The organism is Oerskovia douganii (genome assembly GCF_015142735.1).
GTDB classification, from domain to species: domain Bacteria; phylum Actinomycetota; class Actinomycetes; order Actinomycetales; family Cellulomonadaceae; genus Oerskovia; species Oerskovia douganii.
In genome coordinates this window covers 22385-38466 of the sequence record NZ_JACSPN010000012.1, presented here as the reverse complement: position 1 = coordinate 38466, position 16082 = coordinate 22385, and the positions used below count along the sequence as shown (strand labels likewise).

Annotated in this window: 13 protein-coding genes; 7 read left to right on the top strand and 6 right to left on the bottom strand. The window is 74.8% G+C overall.

Annotation, left to right across the window (positions count from 1 at the left end; all coding sequences use genetic code 11):
- Positions 1 to 112: 112 nt before the first annotated feature.
- The 3 genes from H9623_RS10405 to mtrA are packed head-to-tail and all read right to left on the bottom strand — an operon-like array spanning position 113 to position 4382.
- Positions 113 to 1846, bottom strand: a complete 1734-nt coding sequence (locus H9623_RS10405; RefSeq protein ID WP_193719980.1) for an LpqB family beta-propeller domain-containing protein — start codon at positions 1844 to 1846, stop codon at positions 113 to 115.
- Complete coding sequence (mtrB, locus tag H9623_RS10400; protein WP_321575387.1) at positions 1843 to 3702, bottom strand: MtrAB system histidine kinase MtrB; 1860 nt, start codon at positions 3700 to 3702, stop codon at positions 1843 to 1845. Before mtrB ends, H9623_RS10405 begins: the two co-directional genes overlap by 4 nt.
- Positions 3699 to 4382 carry an MtrAB system response regulator MtrA gene (gene mtrA / locus H9623_RS10395; protein WP_193719979.1) on the bottom strand — a complete coding sequence of 228 codons (684 nt, stop codon included), beginning with the start codon at positions 4380 to 4382 and terminating at the stop codon, positions 3699 to 3701. The genes mtrB and mtrA overlap by 4 nt, the downstream gene beginning before the upstream one ends.
- Positions 4383 to 4601: 219 nt before the next feature.
- Between mtrA and H9623_RS10390 the strand changes: the two genes are divergently transcribed.
- The 6 genes from H9623_RS10390 to H9623_RS10365 all read left to right on the top strand — a co-directional run bounded on the left by H9623_RS10390 (position 4602) and on the right by H9623_RS10365 (position 11977).
- The gene (locus tag H9623_RS10390; protein ID WP_193719978.1) at positions 4602 to 5819 is read left to right on the top strand and encodes a hypothetical protein; all 1218 of its coding nucleotides are present in this window, start codon (positions 4602 to 4604) and stop codon (positions 5817 to 5819) included.
- Positions 5816 to 6649 carry a DUF4129 domain-containing protein gene (locus tag H9623_RS10385; protein ID WP_193719977.1) on the top strand — a complete coding sequence of 278 codons (834 nt, stop codon included), beginning with the start codon at positions 5816 to 5818 and terminating at the stop codon, positions 6647 to 6649. Before H9623_RS10390 ends, H9623_RS10385 begins: the two co-directional genes overlap by 4 nt.
- Positions 6646 to 7905 (top strand): DUF4350 domain-containing protein, encoded by a 1260-nt coding sequence (locus H9623_RS10380; RefSeq protein WP_193719976.1) that lies wholly within the window; start codon positions 6646 to 6648, stop codon positions 7903 to 7905. The genes H9623_RS10385 and H9623_RS10380 overlap by 4 nt, the downstream gene beginning before the upstream one ends.
- Positions 7902 to 9047: a MoxR family ATPase gene (locus H9623_RS10375; protein ID WP_321575386.1), complete on the top strand. Its 1146-nt coding sequence runs from the start codon at positions 7902 to 7904 to the stop codon at positions 9045 to 9047. Before H9623_RS10380 ends, H9623_RS10375 begins: the two co-directional genes overlap by 4 nt.
- Before the next feature lie 24 nt (positions 9048 to 9071).
- A complete protein-coding gene (locus tag H9623_RS10370; protein ID WP_193719975.1) occupies positions 9072 to 10364 on the top strand; it encodes a DUF58 domain-containing protein in 1293 nt (430 codons plus the stop codon).
- 395 nt (positions 10365 to 10759) lie between these two features.
- Positions 10760 to 11977 carry a winged helix DNA-binding domain-containing protein gene (locus tag H9623_RS10365; RefSeq protein ID WP_193719974.1) on the top strand — a complete coding sequence of 406 codons (1218 nt, stop codon included), beginning with the start codon at positions 10760 to 10762 and terminating at the stop codon, positions 11975 to 11977.
- Positions 11978 to 11990: 13 nt separating this feature from the next.
- Here the strand turns inward: H9623_RS10365 and H9623_RS10360 are convergent, their stop codons facing one another.
- Positions 11991 to 12980 carry a stage II sporulation protein M gene (locus H9623_RS10360; protein WP_193719973.1) on the bottom strand — a complete coding sequence of 330 codons (990 nt, stop codon included), beginning with the start codon at positions 12978 to 12980 and terminating at the stop codon, positions 11991 to 11993.
- 132 nt (positions 12981 to 13112) lie between these two features.
- Here H9623_RS10360 and H9623_RS10355 point away from each other — a divergent pair, with 132 nt between their 5' ends.
- Positions 13113 to 13934, top strand: a complete 822-nt coding sequence (locus H9623_RS10355; protein WP_193719972.1) for an RDD family protein — start codon at positions 13113 to 13115, stop codon at positions 13932 to 13934.
- Here H9623_RS10355 and H9623_RS10350 read toward each other — a convergent pair.
- Both H9623_RS10350 and H9623_RS10345 read right to left on the bottom strand, forming a co-directional pair.
- A complete protein-coding gene (locus H9623_RS10350; RefSeq protein ID WP_321575385.1) occupies positions 13846 to 15243 on the bottom strand; it encodes an acyltransferase family protein in 1398 nt (465 codons plus the stop codon). The genes H9623_RS10355 and H9623_RS10350 overlap by 89 nt on opposite strands.
- Before the next feature lie 150 nt (positions 15244 to 15393).
- Positions 15394 to 16053 (bottom strand): response regulator transcription factor, encoded by a 660-nt coding sequence (locus tag H9623_RS10345; protein WP_193719971.1) that lies wholly within the window; start codon positions 16051 to 16053, stop codon positions 15394 to 15396.
- Between the last annotated feature and the right edge of the window lie 29 nt (positions 16054 to 16082).

Here is a 16082-nt window from a genome sequence, read left to right as displayed (position 1 = left end):
ATGGTCCCGGACGGCCCGTACCCCGCGGTCCGCGTCACGCGCGGGGTGTGGACGCCGGGCACGGGCAGAGGCCTGTGCACGGGCCCCACCGAGCGCCCGCCGGGGCGGTGGGTCAGCCCGGGTACGTCGGCAGCGCGACGCCCTCGATCCGCTTCTCCCACACGGCCCCCGACCGGCTCCTGCCGAACAGCGTGCCGTCCTGGGTGAGGACCTGGACGGAGCGCTCGCCGTCGCCCGCGCTGATGGCGACCGCGTCCGCCACGGGGGGCAGCCGCGAGGTGTCGCCGCCCACCGCGACGAGGTGCACCGCGACGGCGGTGTCCGTGCGGTCCGTCCCCAGGACCGCGAGCGTCGTCTCGTCGGCCCACACGACCTGCGAGGCCGAGGTGATCGGGGCGCCGACGCGGAACGGCTCCGACAGCCCGGTCGGGACGTCCTTGTCGTCGCGCAGGATCCCCGCGACGTCGACCTTGGTGCTGACCCCGTCCGAGCTGACCACCGCGATCCGGGCACCGTCGTGGGCTACCCGGATCGACTGGATCGAGCGCCCCGCCAGCCAGGGGGCCGACACCACGACCGGGGCGCCCGGCTCCGCCAGGTCCGCGCGGACGACCTCGAGCGACCCGAGCTGGCGGCCGGGCCCGGACCACACCCCGCCGAACCGGTCGATGCTCGGAGCGAGGAGGTCCTCCCCCGTGAGCAGGAGCGCCTCGGGCAGGTTCCTCGTCGCGAGCCGCACGATGCTGCTCGTGCCGTCACGGACCACGAGGGGACGGGCATCGTTGCCCTGCGCCAGGGCCGTGGCCGCGATCCCGTCGAGCGGGACCGCCGGGGAGAGCGGGACGACGTCGTCGACACCTCCGTCGAGCACCATGACCTCGCCCTGCGCCGCGACGATCTCGTTCCCCTCCACGCCGGCCTTGGTGAGCACCACGCCGCTGGTCGGCGTGCTCAGCAGGTCCTCACCGCGGTAGAGGTTGACCGTCAGGGGGAGCGCGTCGAAGAGCGTCGCCTCGAGCTGCGCCTTGAGCAGCGCGCGGTCCTCGGGGGTCGCGAGCGAGATCGCGTCCGTGAGCCGGACGTCGACCACCCCGCCCTCGCTCAGCACGGCCTCGGGGCTCAGCACGGTCCCCTCGGGGACGACGGAGGCCGTCGCGCCCCGCAGCCACTCCACGGGACCGACCAGCGTCTCCTTGACGGCGCTCGTCTGCCAGGTCCGGTTGGAGAACCACCGGTCGTCCGGGACGAGGACCTCACGGTCGGCCGACGGGAAGTAGAGGCGGGTCGGCCGGAACGCCGCCTGGAAGCCGCTCTCGGTGAGCAGCAGCCCGTCCTCGACCGTCTCGATCCTCCACTGCCCGTCGCCCTGGCGCACCAGGCCGAACGACACGGGGACGGTGCCCTCCCCGTCGGGGGCGTCCTCGGCGTAGACGCCCCGCTTGTCCAGCGCCCCGACCACCGTCGCGCTGCCCGTGACCGTGACCCGGCCCGTCTTCACGGCCTCCTCGTCCATCATCAGGTCGAGGTCCCCGTCGTAGACCAGCACCTGCGACTCCCAGTCCCACGCCGTCGCCTTGCCCGTGAGGAACTCCTGCGCGACGTCGAAGCTGCCGGCCGGGCCCGCCGCCTGCGCCGTCAGGAACCCCTGCACGATGCTCAGCGGGTCGTCGCCCGCCACGGGTCCCCGCGCTCGCAGCCCCGGGGCGTTGTAGCCCTGGACCACGGTGTCGCCCTGGAACACGGGACCCGACGTCGGGATCGCCGCACAGCCGGACAGCGCGAGGGCCGCCGCGACGGTGCCCGCCCCGAGGGCGCCCGACCGCCTCCTGCGCCGTGGTTCGGTCATCGTGGCTGCTCCTCGTGGGCGGACCGGTCGACCACGCGGTCGTCCGTCCGGTCGGCGGGCTGGTCGGCGGGCTGGTCGGCGGACCGGTCCGGACGTTCGGCGACCGCGCCCTGACGGGCGAACGTGAGGTGACCGTCGTGCAGGACGGGCAGCGCGGAAGGGCTCGTGGTCCCCTCGGTCGGGTCCTCGACGCGTTCGATCTGCCCCGTCGGCGGACGGGACCCGCGGCCGCGGGTCGGTTCCTCGGGCACCAGCGGCAGCGGGGAGGACTCGAGCCGGATACCGGCTCGCAGCGGGAGCGTGAGCCGGAACGCCGCCCCCAGGCCCGGGCGCCCCCAGACCTCGAGCCAGCCGCCGTGCAGGTGCGCGTCCTCGAGCGAGATCGCGAGGCCGAGCCCTGTCCCCCCGGTCGTGCGGGCGCGCGCCGGGTCCGCCCGCCAGAAGCGGTCGAACACGTGCAGCGCCTCCTCCTGCGTCATCCCGACGCCGTGGTCACGGACCACGACGGCGACCGCGTAGCGGTCCTGGGCGACCGTGATCTCGACCGGCCTCTCCTCGGCGTGCTCGATCGCGTTGACCACCAGGTTGCGGACGATCCGCTCGACGCGCCGCGGGTCCACGTCGGCGGTCACGGCCTCCTCCGGCAGGTGCACCGACAGCCACACGCCCTTGCGCTCGGCGAGCGGCGCCGCGAGCTCGACGGCCGCGTTGACCACGTCCCGGACGTCCCGGCGGTCGGCGTCGAGCTGCGCCGCCCCCGCGTCGAACCGGCTGATCTCCAGCAGGTCGGCCAGGAGGTCCTCGAACCGGTCGAGCTGCGTCTGGAGCAGCTCGGCCGACCGCCTCGAGGCAGGGTCGAAGTCGTCGCGCGAGGCGTGCAGGACCTCACCCGCCATCCGGATCGTCGTGAGCGGCGTGCGCAGCTCGTGCGACACGTCCGACACGAAGCGACGCTGCAGGAGCGACAGCTCCTCCATCCGGCCGATCTGGAGCTGGAGGCTCTCCGCCATCTCGTTGAACGAGCGCGCGAGCGTCGCGAGCTCGTCGTGCCCCTTCACGGGGAGGCGCTCGCTCAGGTGGCCGTCCGCGAGCCGTTCGGCGACCCGGGCCGCGTTGCGGACAGGCTGCACCGCCTGACGGGTCACGACCCAGGTGATGAGCCCCAGGATGCCCACGAGGAAGGCCGCACCCACGACCAGGGTCCGCTGGAGGAACGACAGCGTCTCCTGCTCGGGCGCGAGCGAGTACAGGAAGTAGAGCTCGTAGGCGCCGACGGTCGGCACCTGGACCTTCGACCCCACGAGGACGCCAGGGTCGACGGGCGAGCTCGGGTCCGAGGGGTCGCGCGGGATCGCGACCGACTGGAGCTCGCGACCGTCGCTGGCCATGACCGCGGCCCGGAGCTCGTCCGAGACGAGGCTCGCGAGCTGGTTGTCGGTGCTCACGTCGTTGAGCCGCGAGAGAGCACCCTCGGGGCGCATGAGGAAGATCTTGCGGTCGGGGCTGCCGCTCGTGCGCAGCGCGTTGTGGACGTCCAGCAGCAACGTCTGGATCTCGGACTCCTTGGTCTTGGACAAGGAGGCCGTGAACAGGCTCTGCGCCTGCTGGATCGAGCTGGCGCTCTCCGCGTTGATCTGCTCGAGCCGCTGCTCGAACAGGCCGTCGCGCATCTCGCTCGACAGGTACGCGCCCAGGGCGGCGACCGTGATGACCCCGACCACGAGCGCGGTCCCGACGACCCGCAGCTGCATCGACGACCTGGCCTGCCAGGTGAGGCGGCCGACCGCGGCGCGCACACGCCGTCGGGCGCGACGGAAGGACCGCCCCACCCGCACACGCAGCGACGGAGCGCTCACCCGCGCGCCGAGCCCGCCTTGTACCCGACGCCGCGCACGGTCAGGACGATCTCCGGGTTCTCCGGGTCGTGCTCGACCTTGGACCGCAGCCGCTGCACGTGGACGTTCACGAGCCGCGTGTCCGCCGCGTGCCGGTAGCCCCAGACCTTCTCGAGGAGGACCTCGCGCGTGAACACCTGCCAGGGCTTGCGGGCGAGCGCCACCAGGAGGTCGAACTCGAGGGGCGTCAGCGCGATCGGGCGGCCGTCGCGCGTGACCCGGTGCCCCGTCACGTCGATCTCGACGTCGCCGATCGCGAGGTGCTCGGGCGCGGGCTCGTCCGAGCGGCGCAGCCGGGCGCGGATGCGCGCCACGAGCTCCTTGGGCTTGAACGGCTTGGAGATGTAGTCGTCCGCCCCCGACTCGAGGCCCAGGACGACGTCGACCGTGTCGCTCTTGGCCGTGAGCATGATGATGGGAACCCCCGACTCCGCACGGATCAGGCGGCACACCTCCGTACCGTCCTTGCCGGGGAGCATCAGGTCCAGCAGGACGAGGTCCGGCTGGGAGCTGCGGAACGCCCCCAGCGCCAGGTCCCCGTCCGCGCAGAAGACCGGGTCGAACCCTTCGGACCGCAGCACGATGCCGATCATCTCGGCGAGAGCGGTGTCGTCGTCGACCACAAGCACACGTACCTTCATGGCCCCATTTTGCCATTGACGGAGGGGTCGTCGGGCCGACCCTCCGTACGGCGTCCAGGGTTCACCCGGACCGCACGTCCGCCACGGGCGACAGCCCCCCGTACTAGGGTGGTCCGCTACCGGGCCGGACGCCGTCGAAGGCGCCGCGCACGGCCTCACCAGCACGAGCCCAGACGAGCCCGACGGGCCCGACAGAACCGAGCGGGGACAGCAGAGCAGATGACGACGCCCGACGACGCCGGCACGCCAGCACCGGACGACACCCCGCGCTACGGCCAGCGCGCACCGCAGCCCCCGGCGGGCTCGACGCCCCCTGCTGGTCCGACGCCGCCCGCGGGCGGCGCGCCCGGCGGGTACGGGCAGCCCACGCCGAACGCCTGGGGGCAGCCGCAGTACGGCCAGTACGGCGCGCCCCAGTACGGCACCTCGCAGTACGGCGGCGGCGCCCAGCAGTCCGGGTACGGTCCCCCGTCGTTCGCGGGCAAGCCCTACGCGCCGCCCGCGAACAAGCCCGGGATCATCCCGCTGCGCCCGCTGACCCTCGGGGAGATCTTCGACGGCGCGTTCGGGGCGATCCGCGCCAACCCCAAGGTCATGCTCGGCATGAGCGCGACCGTGATCGCCGTCGCGACGGTCGTCGGGCTGGCACTGGGCGTGCTGGTCAGCGGCATCTTCTCGCCCCAGATCGCACAGCTCGAGGCCGAGCTCGGTGCGGAGGCCGTCGGCCTCACCGACATGTTCCCGCTGTTCGGGGCGACGCTCGTGTCCTCGCTCGTCCTGGGCCTGGCCATGCCCGTCGTCAACGGCATCCTCATCACGTCGGTGGGACAGTCCGTGATCGGTCGCAAGGCGAGCGCCCGGGAGGTCTGGGACCAGGCGCGGTCCAAGGTCTGGGCCCTGCTCGGCTTCTCGATCCTGTGGTCGCTCGCGGTCGGGGCGGTCTGGTTCGTGTACCTGCTCCTGACGGTCCTCGCCTTCACGGCCTCCGTCGGGCTGGGGGTCGCGGTCGCGCTCCTGGGCCTGCTGGGCGTCGGGGTCTTCTTCGCGTGGTTCGTGGTCCGCACGCTCCTGGTCCCGCCCGCCATGGTCCTCGAGGGGCAGGGGTTCGCGAGCGGGGTCAAGCGCGGCTGGACGGTCTCCCGCGGTTCGTTCTGGCGTCTGCTGGGGATCTACCTGCTGGCGTACCTCGCGGTCTGGGCCATCACGTCGATCGTGGCGCAGCCGTTCGGGCTCGTCGGGGGCATGGTCTCGGTCATGAGCATGTTCGCGATGTACGCGATCATCGCCGTGGGCTCGGTCTTCACGGGCGTCATCAGCGCGGTCTTCCTCGCCGGGGTCGTCTCGCTGCTCTACATCGACGTACGCATGCGCCGCGAGGGTCTCGACGTCGAGCTCACCGCCGCGGCGAACGAGCGCGACGAGCACGGCACGGCGTGACCGGGACGCTCGGTGCGGCGCTCGTCGCCTGGCCCGCTGCCGGCACGGTGAGCCTCGGCGCGTCCCCGGGAGCCAGGTGGGGCGTCCTGGCGGACGTCCCGGTCGAGCCCGACGCCGACACCGCGCGCCTCTGGCTCAAGGAGGAGCTGCTCGACCCCGTCTACCTCGACGACCCCTCGCTCCTCGCACGGTTCCTCGACTGGCTGTCCGGGCTGTTCGACGACGTCCGCGTCCTGGACGTCAACCCCGTCGTGGCCTCGGCCGTGATCGTCGGGCTCGTCCTGGTGGTCGCGGCGATCGCCTACGTGGTCGCCGGTCCCGTCCGCGTCTCGCGCCGGGCCCGCGCGTCCGTCGCCGTGTTCGAGGACGACGAGCGCTCGGCCGCGGACCTGCGCGCCGCAGCGGACTCCGCCGCGGCGGCCGGGGACTGGGGCACCGCCGTGGTCGAGCGCTACCGCGCGGTCGTCCGCTCGCTCGAGGAGCGCGTGCTCCTGGACCCGCGGCCGGGGCGCACGGCCCACGAGGCCGCCGCCGCCGCCGCCCTGCGTCTGCCTGCTCTGACCGACCGGCTCGGCGCGGGGGCCCGCCTGTTCGACGACGTCCGGTACGGCAAGGTCTCGGTGGGCCCCGCCGCCGACCAGGCCCTGCGCGAGCTCGACGCCGCGGTCCTCGCGACGCGGCCGACGCCTCTGGTCCCCCCGGACGGCCCCACGGGCTCCGGGGGCCCCGGCCAGGCCGGCCCCGGAACCGCGGTCCCCGGCACGCCGGTCGCCGTGACGACCCCGCTCCCCACCGACCAGGAGCCGACCGCGACCGGAGGCGCCCGATGACCGCCCGCCTCGACGCCCCGCCCCCGCCCGTCTCCGCGTCCGCCTCGTCGGGCGCACCCGTCACGACCTCCTACGTCCCGGTCCGCGTGATGGGCGACGGCACCACGGCAGGCTCCCGCGCCGCGCGACGCTGGCGCAGCGCCCGCTGGCCCCTGGCCGTCCTCCTCCTGGTCGCGATCGTCGCCGGGCTCGCGGCCCTGTCCCGTCCGGCCGTCTCGAGCACCCCGCTCGCCCCGGACAACGCCGGCCCGGGCGGCGCCCGCGCCCTGGCCCAGGTGCTGGGCGACCAGGGCGTGACGGTCGAGTACGTGACCGCGACCGCGGACGCGGTCTCCCGGGCCCGGGCCGGGACGACGCTCCTGGTGACGTCCGACCTCAACCTCCTGCCCGAGCAGGTCGACGCCCTCCTGGCGACCGACGCCGACCTGGTGCTCCTCGAGCCGGGGTACGACCTGCTCGAGGGCGCGACCGACCTGTCCGCGACCCTGGGCGACGACTGGTCGTCACCCGACGCCCTGCGGACCCCTGAGTGCACCGACCCCGACGCCGTCGCGGCCGAGAGCATCCGCAGCTCGGGGTTCGGGTTCACGACGACCGGACCCGGCTCGCTCGTCTGCTTCCCGGGCGACGACAGCCCGCCGGACACCGGCGCCTACCTCGTCCACGAGGGCGACCGCCGTGTCGTCGCCCTCGACGACGCGGGCCTCCTCAGCAACGCCCGGATCGACGAGGACGGCAACGCGGCCCTGGCGCTGCGTGCCCTCGGCCGCCACGAGACCCTCACGTGGTTCGTGCCCGACCTCCTCGACACGACGTCCACCGGCGACCCCGCGGTCGGGGCGGCCGTCCTGCCGCCGTGGGTCGCGGTCGTGCTCGTGCAGCTCCTCGTGGTCGCGCTGCTCGCCGCGCTCTGGCGCGGGCGCCGGCTCGGCCCCCTCGTGACCGAGGACCTCCCGGTCGTCGTCCGCGCGGCGGAGACCACCCGCGGCCGTGGGCGGCTCTACCGTCGCTCGCGCTCGCGCGGCCACGCGGCGGCCGGGCTGCGCGCCCACAGCGCCGACCGGATCGCCTCGCGCCTGGGTCTGCCCCGCTCCGCGGCGGCCCCGGCCCTGATCGACGCGATCGTCCGTGCCACGCACCGCCCGGCCGAGCAGGTCGCGCACCTCCTGTACGGCCCACCACCCGCCGACGACGCAGCGCTGCTCGAGCTCGCGCGTCACCTTGACCAGTTGGAGAGCGAGGTCTTCCACCCGTGACGCACCACCCCGAGGGGTCGAACCCCTATCAGCCCGCCGAGCGCTACGCGCCGCCGCAGCCCGCGCAGCCCCAGGCCCCCGCTCAGGCCCCCGGCCCGCAGCCTGCCTACGGTGCCCCCGTCCCTCCGCCCACGGTCCCCACGCCGCAGCCGGTCCCCGACGCACCCGCGCAGGCCGCGCCGTCGGGCCCGTCGCACGAGCTGCGCTCGGCCCTCGCGGCCGTGCGCACCGAGGTCGGCAAGGCCGTCGTCGGGCAGGACGCCGCCGTGACGAGCCTGCTCATCGCGATGCTCTGCAAGGGCCACGTGCTCCTCGAGGGCGTGCCGGGCGTCGCCAAGACGCTGCTCGTGCGCACCCTCGCGGCCTCGCTCGACCTCGACACCAAGCGCGTCCAGTTCACGCCCGACCTCATGCCCGGCGACGTCACGGGCTCGCTCGTGTACGACGCCCGCACGGCCGAGTTCTCCTTCCGCGAAGGCCCCGTGTTCACGAACCTGCTGCTGGCCGACGAGATCAACCGCACGCCTCCCAAGACGCAGGCGTCGCTGCTCGAGGCCATGGAGGAACGCCAGGTCTCGGTCGACGGGACGCCGCGCATGCTGCCGGACCCGTTCCTCGTCATCGCGACGCAGAACCCCGTCGAGTACGAGGGCACGTACCCGCTGCCCGAGGCCCAGCTCGACCGCTTCCTGCTCAAGCTCGTCCTGCCGCTACCCGAGCGCGACCAGGAGATCGAGGTCCTCGCACGGCACGCCGCGGGCTTCAACCCGCGCGACCTCGCCGCCGCGGGCGTGCGCCCCGTCGCGGGCCGCGAGGTCCTCGACCGTGCTCGCGCCGAGGTCGCCCAGGTGCAGGTCTCGCGCGAGGTCCTCGGCTACGCCGTGGACCTGTGCCGGGCCACGCGCCACTCCCCCTCGCTCTCGCTCGGCGTCTCGCCGCGCGGCGCGACGGCGCTCCTGGCCACCTCGCGTGCGTGGGCCTGGCTGTCCGGCCGCGGGTACGTCACGCCCGACGACGTCAAGGCCCTGGCCCACCCGACGCTGCGCCACCGCGTCCAGCTCCGCCCCGAGGCCGAGCTCGAGGGCGTCACGGCCGAGAGCGTGCTCGACACGGTGCTGGCCTCCGTGCCGGTCCCCCGCTGAGCGCCGACGGCCTGAAGGGATGACATGGCTCTGACGTGGCGCGCGGTCGCGCTGGCGGCCCTGGGCGTGGTCGCGGTCCTCGTGGTGCCCTCGTACGGCACCGTGCTGCTCTGGGCGCTCGTCGTGGTCGCGCTGTGCGTGCTCGACGTGATGCTCGCGGCCTCCCCGCGCCAGGTCGCGGTCGAGCGGCGCGTCCCCGGCTCGGTGCGCCTCACGGGTCGCGCCACCTCGCAGCTCGTCGTGACCAACCTGACCGGCCGACGCCTGCGGGCCGTGGTGCGCGACGCGTGGGCCCCGTCCGCGGGCGCGCAGGCCAACCGGCACGCCGTCGACCTCCCTCCCGGGGAGTCGGCCCGCCTGACGACCGTGCTCGTGCCCACGCGCCGGGGCGACCGGCTCGCGGACAGGGTCACGATCCGCTCGGCGGGCCCCCTCGGGCTGGCGGCACGCCAGGTCTCGCTCGTCGTCCCGGGGCGGCTGCGCGTGCTCCCCGAGTTCGCGTCGCGCCGCCACCTGCCCAGCAGGCTCGCGCGGCTGCGCGAGATGGACGGGCGCTCCGCCGTCCAGGTCCGCGGCGAGGGGACCGAGTTCGACTCGCTGCGCGAGTACGTGATCGGCGACGACGTGCGCTCGATCGACTGGCGGGCGTCGGCCCGGCGCGCCGACATGGTCGTGCGCACCTGGCGGCCCGAGCGTGACCGTCGCGTCCTGCTCGTCCTGGACACGTCGCGCACCTCGGCCGCCCGCGTGGGCGACGAGCCGCGGCTCGACGCGAGCATCGAGGCCGCGCTGCTGCTCTCCGCCCTCGCAGGGCGAGCCGGGGACCGTGTCGAGCTGTTCGCCTACGACCGCAGCGTGCGGGCCAGGGTCGCGGGCGCCGCAGGTCCCCGGCTCATGCCGGCCCTCGCCGACGCGCTCGCGCCCATCGAGCCCGCGCTGCTCGAGACCGACTGGCCCGGGCTGGTCGGCTCGGTCCACCAGCGGCTGTCGCAGCGTGCGCTCGTGGTGCTGCTCACGACGCTCGACCCGGCGGCCGTGGAGACGGGCCTGCTGCCCGTCGTCGGGCAGCTCACCGCCAAGCACCAGGTGGTCGTCGCCTCGGTCGCGGACCCCGAGGTCGCGGCGCTGCGGGAAGCACGGGACGGCGTCGCCGAGGTCTACGACGCCGCGGCCGCCGCCCGCGTCGAGCTCGAGCGCACCGCGGTGCGGACCGTGCTCTCCCAGAAGGGGGTCGAGGTGGTCGAGGGCCTGCCCGAGGAGCTCGCGCCACGGCTCGCGGACACGTACCTCGCGCTCAAGGCCGCAGGGCGGCTCTAGCCGCTCCGTCCGGACGAGACCGCCCCGGGGCGCGCTCGTCCGGACAGGGCGCGCCCTGGTCCTCACCGCTCCGTCACAGGGCCCGTCGAGATGCTCCCACCCCACCGCCTAGGCTGGTGGGTGGAAACCCCCATCTCCCGAGGAGCCCCACCGTGACCCGACCGGCCACCCCGCGCGACCGCGAAGCCCGCAACAGGCGCGTCGCGATCATCGTGATCTTCGCGCTCTCCGCGACGTTCGTCATCCCGGCGCTCGGCTTCCTGGTCTTCTGAGGCGCCCGCGCCGACCGACGGGCACCGACCGGTCGCACCGGCAGGAACCCGACCGGCCTGGCCCCCACCGGGTCCCGACCCGTCGGGGGGCGCGCTGTCGGCACCGCGCGGCAGGATGACCCCATGACCGCTGCCGGCCGCCACGGGCCCTCGCTCAGCCTCGCCGAGCTCAACCGGGCCCTGCTGGCGCGCCAGCACCTGCTCGCACCGGCCTCCGCGCCGGAGCCCCGTACCGGCAGCGCCGGAGCCCGGACCCCGGCCGTCGCCGAGGTCGACCACCTGGTCGGGCTCCAGTCGCAGGTCCCCACGACGCCCTACCCGGGACTGTGGTCACGGCTCGACGGGTTCCGTACCGAGGACCTCGCGGACCGGTTCCTGGACCGCTCCGTGACCCGCATCGCCCTCCTGCGGGGCACTGTCCACCTCGTCACGGCCGAGGACGCCCTGGAGCTCCCCGGCGTGCTCCGCCCGCTGCTCGAGTCCGGGGTGCGCGTGGGCAGCGCGCACGCGAAGGCCCTGGTGGGCACGGACCTCGACGACGTCGCCGCGGCTGCCGAGGACCTGCTGGGCGACGGCCCGCTCACCTCGGGCGAGCTGGGCCGGCTCCTCGGTGAGCGCTGGCCCGACGTCGACCCCCAGCACCTGGCGTACACCGCACGCTGCTTCCTCCCCCTCGTCCAGGTCACGCCGCGCGGGCTGTGGGGCGCGACCGGCCCCGGCACCACGACGACCTGGACCACGGCCGACGCCTGGTTCGGGCGTCCGAGCCGCGGGCTCCGCGACCCCGACGAACGGTCCGAGGCGCTCGCCCGGCTCGTCCGCCGCTACCTCGCGGCGTTCGGCCCGGCCACGGTCATGGACGCCCAGAGGTGGTCGGGACTGACGGGCCTGCGCGACGTCGTCGGGCGGCTGCGGCCCGAGCTCGTGACGTTCACCGGCCCTGACGGCAAGGAGCACCTGGACCTGCCGGACGCCCCGCGGCCCGGCGCGGACGCCGTCGCCCCCCTCGTGCTCGTCGCCGAGTTCGACAACCTCGTGCTGGGCCACGCGAACCGCACGCGCGTCGTGGACGACGTGCGGCGCAGGGCGATCACGACCGTCAACGGCCAGGTGCCCGGGACGGTCCTGGTGGACGGCTACGTGGCCGCGACGTGGAAGGTGCGGCGGTCCGGCCTGCGACCGGCGACGACGCCCGACGCCGTCGCGCGCCTCGACGTGACCCCGCTCGGCCACGCCTTCACCCGCGCGCAGCGGGCCGCGCTCGACGAGCGCGGCGGCGAGCTGCTGCGGTTCGTCGCGCCCGACGCGTCGGCGCACGAGGTGGTCGTGGCGCCCGGCTGACGGCGGGCCGTGCTCAGCCCGCGACCGGCGCGACGTCCCCCGCGAGGTCGGCCGAGAGGTCGCCCGTCTCCCCCGCCTCGACTGCGCGTCGACCGAGCAGGAGCGTGTAGGTCCAGAAGGCGGCGAGCGCGACGGCCCCGATCACGATCTTGAGCCACCAGGCCATGCCCGACCCGGTGACGAACCCCTCGATCAGTCCCGAGACGCCCAGCACGACCACGAGCCCGATCACGACGGTGAACAGCGCGCGCCCCTCCTCCGCGAGGGCCCGCAGGCGCGGTCGCGGGCCGGGGTCGACCATGGTCCAGAACAGCCGCAGCCCCGCAGCCCCCGCGACGAAGATCGCGGTGAGCTCGAGCAGCCCGTGCGGGGCGATGAGCGTGAGGAACGTGTCGAGCTCGCCGTACGAGGCCATCATGCCGCCCGTCGACCCGATCGCCACGGCGTTCGTGAACAGCAGGTAGGCCGTGAAGACCCCGGTGATCCCGAACGCGATGCACAGGGCCGCGATCCAGGCGTTGTTCGTCCAGACCATCGCCGCGAAGTCGGCGCCGGGGTCGTAGTAGCTCGCGAAGGCCTCGTTGACGTAGGCCTCGCGCTCGCTGGGCGTGCCCATCGAGGCGAGCGCGTCCGGGGTGGTCGCGACCCACCAGCCGGAGACGACGGCGACCAGGAGGAACAGGACCATGACGGTCACGGTCCACCACCGGATCCGGTACAGGGCCGCGGGCACCGAGACGACCGCGAGGCGCGTCACGTCACGCCACGCGGGCTCGTGGGCGCCCGCGATGCGTCCCCGCGCGCGCCCGAGCAGGTCGGAGAGCCGCGTGATGAGGACCGGGTCGGGAGCGGACGAGCGGATGGTCGACAGGTGGGTCGCGACCGACTGGTAGAGGCGGACCAGCTCGTCGGCCTCCGCGCCGTCGAGCGTGCGCTTCCTGGTCAGCTCGGCGAGCCGCGACCACTCGTCGCTGTGCACGGCGTTGAAGGCATCGAGGTCCACGCGGCTACCCTGCCACACCTTGCCCTACAGTGGGCCGGACCCCCTCGTGGCGCCCCGGGCACCGGCCCGCTGTGGGGCAAGGTGTGGCCACGACGACCCCTCGACCCTGTCGACGACCATGGAGGAGCACGCGTGCGAGACGGCATCCTGACCGGCGAGGGCGTGGTCCTCGACGCACGACCCGCGTCGTTCGTGACGCGGGCCCTGGGGGCCGTGATCGACCTGGTGGCGATCGGTGCGGTCCTGCTGAGCCTCGTGTTCGCGGTCGCGGGGGCCGCGCTCAACGCCGTCAGCATCGACTTCGCCCCGGCCGTGTGGATCGTCCTCACGGTCCTGGTCATGGTCGGCATCCCGACGACCGTCGAGACCCTGTCCCGGGGCCGCTCGCTCGGCAAGCTGGCCATGGGCATCCGGGTCGTGCGCGACGACGGCGGCCCGGTCCGCTTCCGGCACGCGTTCATCCGTGCGCTCGTGGGGGTGGGTGAGCTGTGGATGACGTTCGGCTCGGTGGCCGTCGTGGCGTCGTTGTCGAACGACAAGGGCAAGCGGGTCGGCGACATGCTGGCCGGGACGTACGCGATCCGGGTGCGCGGCGGCAGGCCCACGTACGCGGCGATCGCGATGCCGCCCTACCTGGCCGGGTGGGCCGCGCACGCCGACATGCGCCGGCTCCCCGACGGGCTGGCCCTCGCGGTCCGCCAGTTCCTCGGTCGCGCCGCGGGGCTCAACCCGGCCTCGCGCGTGCGGGTGGGCCAGGACCTCGCGGGCCGGATCGAGCGGTTCGTGGCCCCGGGCCCGCCGCCCGGGACTCCTGCCGAGGACTTCCTGTGCGCGGTCCTGGCCGAGCGGCGCAGCCGCGACTGGGTCAGCGCCCAGCGGGGACGCGAGCTGGCTCGCGAGCAGGGCGAGATGCTGCACCGCCTGCCGTACTCGGTGCCCGACCCTCGGCACTGACGGGCACCGTCACCCGTCCCGTCGCCGGGGTCTCGAGGCGTCCGAAGACGCGCACGAGCCCTGCGAGCACGAGGCCCGCGGCCCCGAACCACAGCGGACGAGCGGCCCACCAGTCGGCGCTCCACGAGGCGGGCAGCGGTGTCCCGAGCCCGAGGAGGACGACGCCGAGCACCACGAACATCGCGGTCAGGTGCCACAGGTACAGCGTCATGGACCGGGCCGCGACCCAGGTCACGAGCGCGGCCCCGCGCCCGCCCGCCCAGCGCACGACGGCGTCGCGCACCGCGAGCGCGACGCTCACCTGGAGCACCGCGTGGACCACGGCGAGCGCCGTGGGCGGGCCGAGGTTGGAGATCGCGTCGCCGGGCATCCCGATGAGGCTCGGGGGGTAGGGACCGAGCACGACCAGGGCCACCATGGCGGCGAGCGCGGCGCCGGCCACGAGGGCGAGCGTGCGGCGCGCGGGCAGCGCGTCGCGCCGGACCAGGTCGACGTAGGCGATGCCCAGGACGTACGGCACGGCCCAGCCGAGCAGCACGTTGGCCACGGCGACCTGCTCGAGGCCCGCGGCGAAGCGCAGCACGTCCACGACCAGGGGCGCGGCGACGACGGCCGCGACCGCACGCCACCCCCATGCCCGGTAGGCGCGCAGCAGGGCCGGGGTGATCGCGAGCAGCAGCAGGTAGACCCCGAGGAACCACAGGAGCTGTGGCGCGATCCGCGCGACCTGCCGCACCGCGCCCTCGGGCACGCCCAGCAGGGGCAGTGCGACGACGGCCACGGCCCAGGCGCCGACGAACGCCGCGACGGGCTTCCAGATGCGTGGCATGCGGCGCCGCACCACGTCCCACCCGGCCGCGACGAGGCCGGGTGCGTCGGAGCCCGCCCGGTCGCCCTGGTGGCGGGCTCCGGGGAGGCGGGCGGCGCCGTCGGGCCGGCGCCAGAGCTGGTACGCGGCCGAGGCCCCGGCCGCGAAGAACAGCAAGGGCAGGACCTGCAGGACCCAGGTGAGCGTCCACGCGCCGCCGTAGGCCAGGGCGTTGCCGATGCCCAGGCGTTCGCCGTCCCACGTGACCTCGGGCATGAGCCAGTGCACGCTCAGGACCGCGAGGGTCGCGAGGGCGCGGACGGCGTCGACGAACACGTCGCGCCGGGCCGTGGTCGGTGCGGGGTCCCGACGGCGCAGCGCCGGCTCGTGCGGTCTCCTCGCCCGGGCGGCGGGGCCGGTCGGGCGGGCGCGCGAGACGCGCGTCGGGACGCTCGGCCGCGAGGGTCGGACGGGGGTCTGAGGGACGTCGACGACGGCCACGGGTGCTCCTCGGGAACGGGGGAAAGGTTCCCCACCAGTCTCGAAAATCCCGGTACGTCCCGGAATGGGACCCTCCCCCGAGGGCCGGGCGGCGCGCCGGTCATCGCCCCGGGGGATGTCCCCCCGGTGCCCGGCGGCGCCGCGGGCGGCTCAGTCCCGCAGGTACCTCAGGACCGCGAGCACCCGGCGGTGGTCCCCCGCGTCCTGCGGCAGGCCGAGCTTGCCGAAGATCGCCGTGACGTTCTTCTCGACCGCCCCGTAGGACAGGAACAGGTTCTCGGCGATCGCGGTGTTCGAGCGCCCCTGCGCCATGAGCCCGAGGACCTCGCGCTCGCGCGGCGTGAGGCGGGCCAGGCCGTCGTCCGAGCGCGAGGCGCCCATGAGCTGGCTCACGACCTCGGGGTCGAGCACGGTCTGACCTGCGGCGATGCGGGTCAGGGCGTCGAGGAACTCGCTCACGTCCGCGACGCGGTCCTTGAGGAGGTACCCGACCCCCTCCGCGCCGCCCGTGAGGAGCTCGCTCACGAACCGGGTCTCGACGTACTGCGAGAACAGCAGCACACCCAGCCCTGGCGACGCGGCGCGCAGGGAGAGCGCCGCGCGCAGCCCTTCGTCGGTGAACGTCGGAGGCATGCGGATGTCGATGATGACGACGTCGGGCAGCTCGCCGAGGGCAGCGAGCCGCGCGACCTCCGCGACGAGGGCGTCGCCGTCGCCCACGGCCGCGACGACCTCGTGGCCACGACGGGTGAGGAGGGCGACGAGGCCGTCGCGCAGGATGACGGAGTCCTCGGCGATCACGAGCCGCACGGTGGTACCTCTTCTGTGTCGAGGGGTCG

What these genes read in the sequence shown, in the direction of transcription:
- H9623_RS10405 (WP_193719980.1), bottom strand. Translation starts at nt 1,846, where the DNA reads ATGACCGAACCACGGCGCAGGAGGCGGTCGGGCGCCCTCGGGGCGGGC.
- mtrA (WP_193719979.1), bottom strand. Translation starts at nt 4,382, where the DNA reads ATGAAGGTACGTGTGCTTGTGGTCGACGACGACACCGCTCTCGCCGAG.
- H9623_RS10390 (WP_193719978.1), top strand. Translation starts at nt 4,602, where the DNA reads ATGACGACGCCCGACGACGCCGGCACGCCAGCACCGGACGACACCCCG.
- H9623_RS10380 (WP_193719976.1), top strand. Translation starts at nt 6,646, where the DNA reads ATGACCGCCCGCCTCGACGCCCCGCCCCCGCCCGTCTCCGCGTCCGCC.
- H9623_RS10370 (WP_193719975.1), top strand. Translation starts at nt 9,072, where the DNA reads ATGGCTCTGACGTGGCGCGCGGTCGCGCTGGCGGCCCTGGGCGTGGTC.
- H9623_RS10365 (WP_193719974.1), top strand. Translation starts at nt 10,760, where the DNA reads ATGACCGCTGCCGGCCGCCACGGGCCCTCGCTCAGCCTCGCCGAGCTC.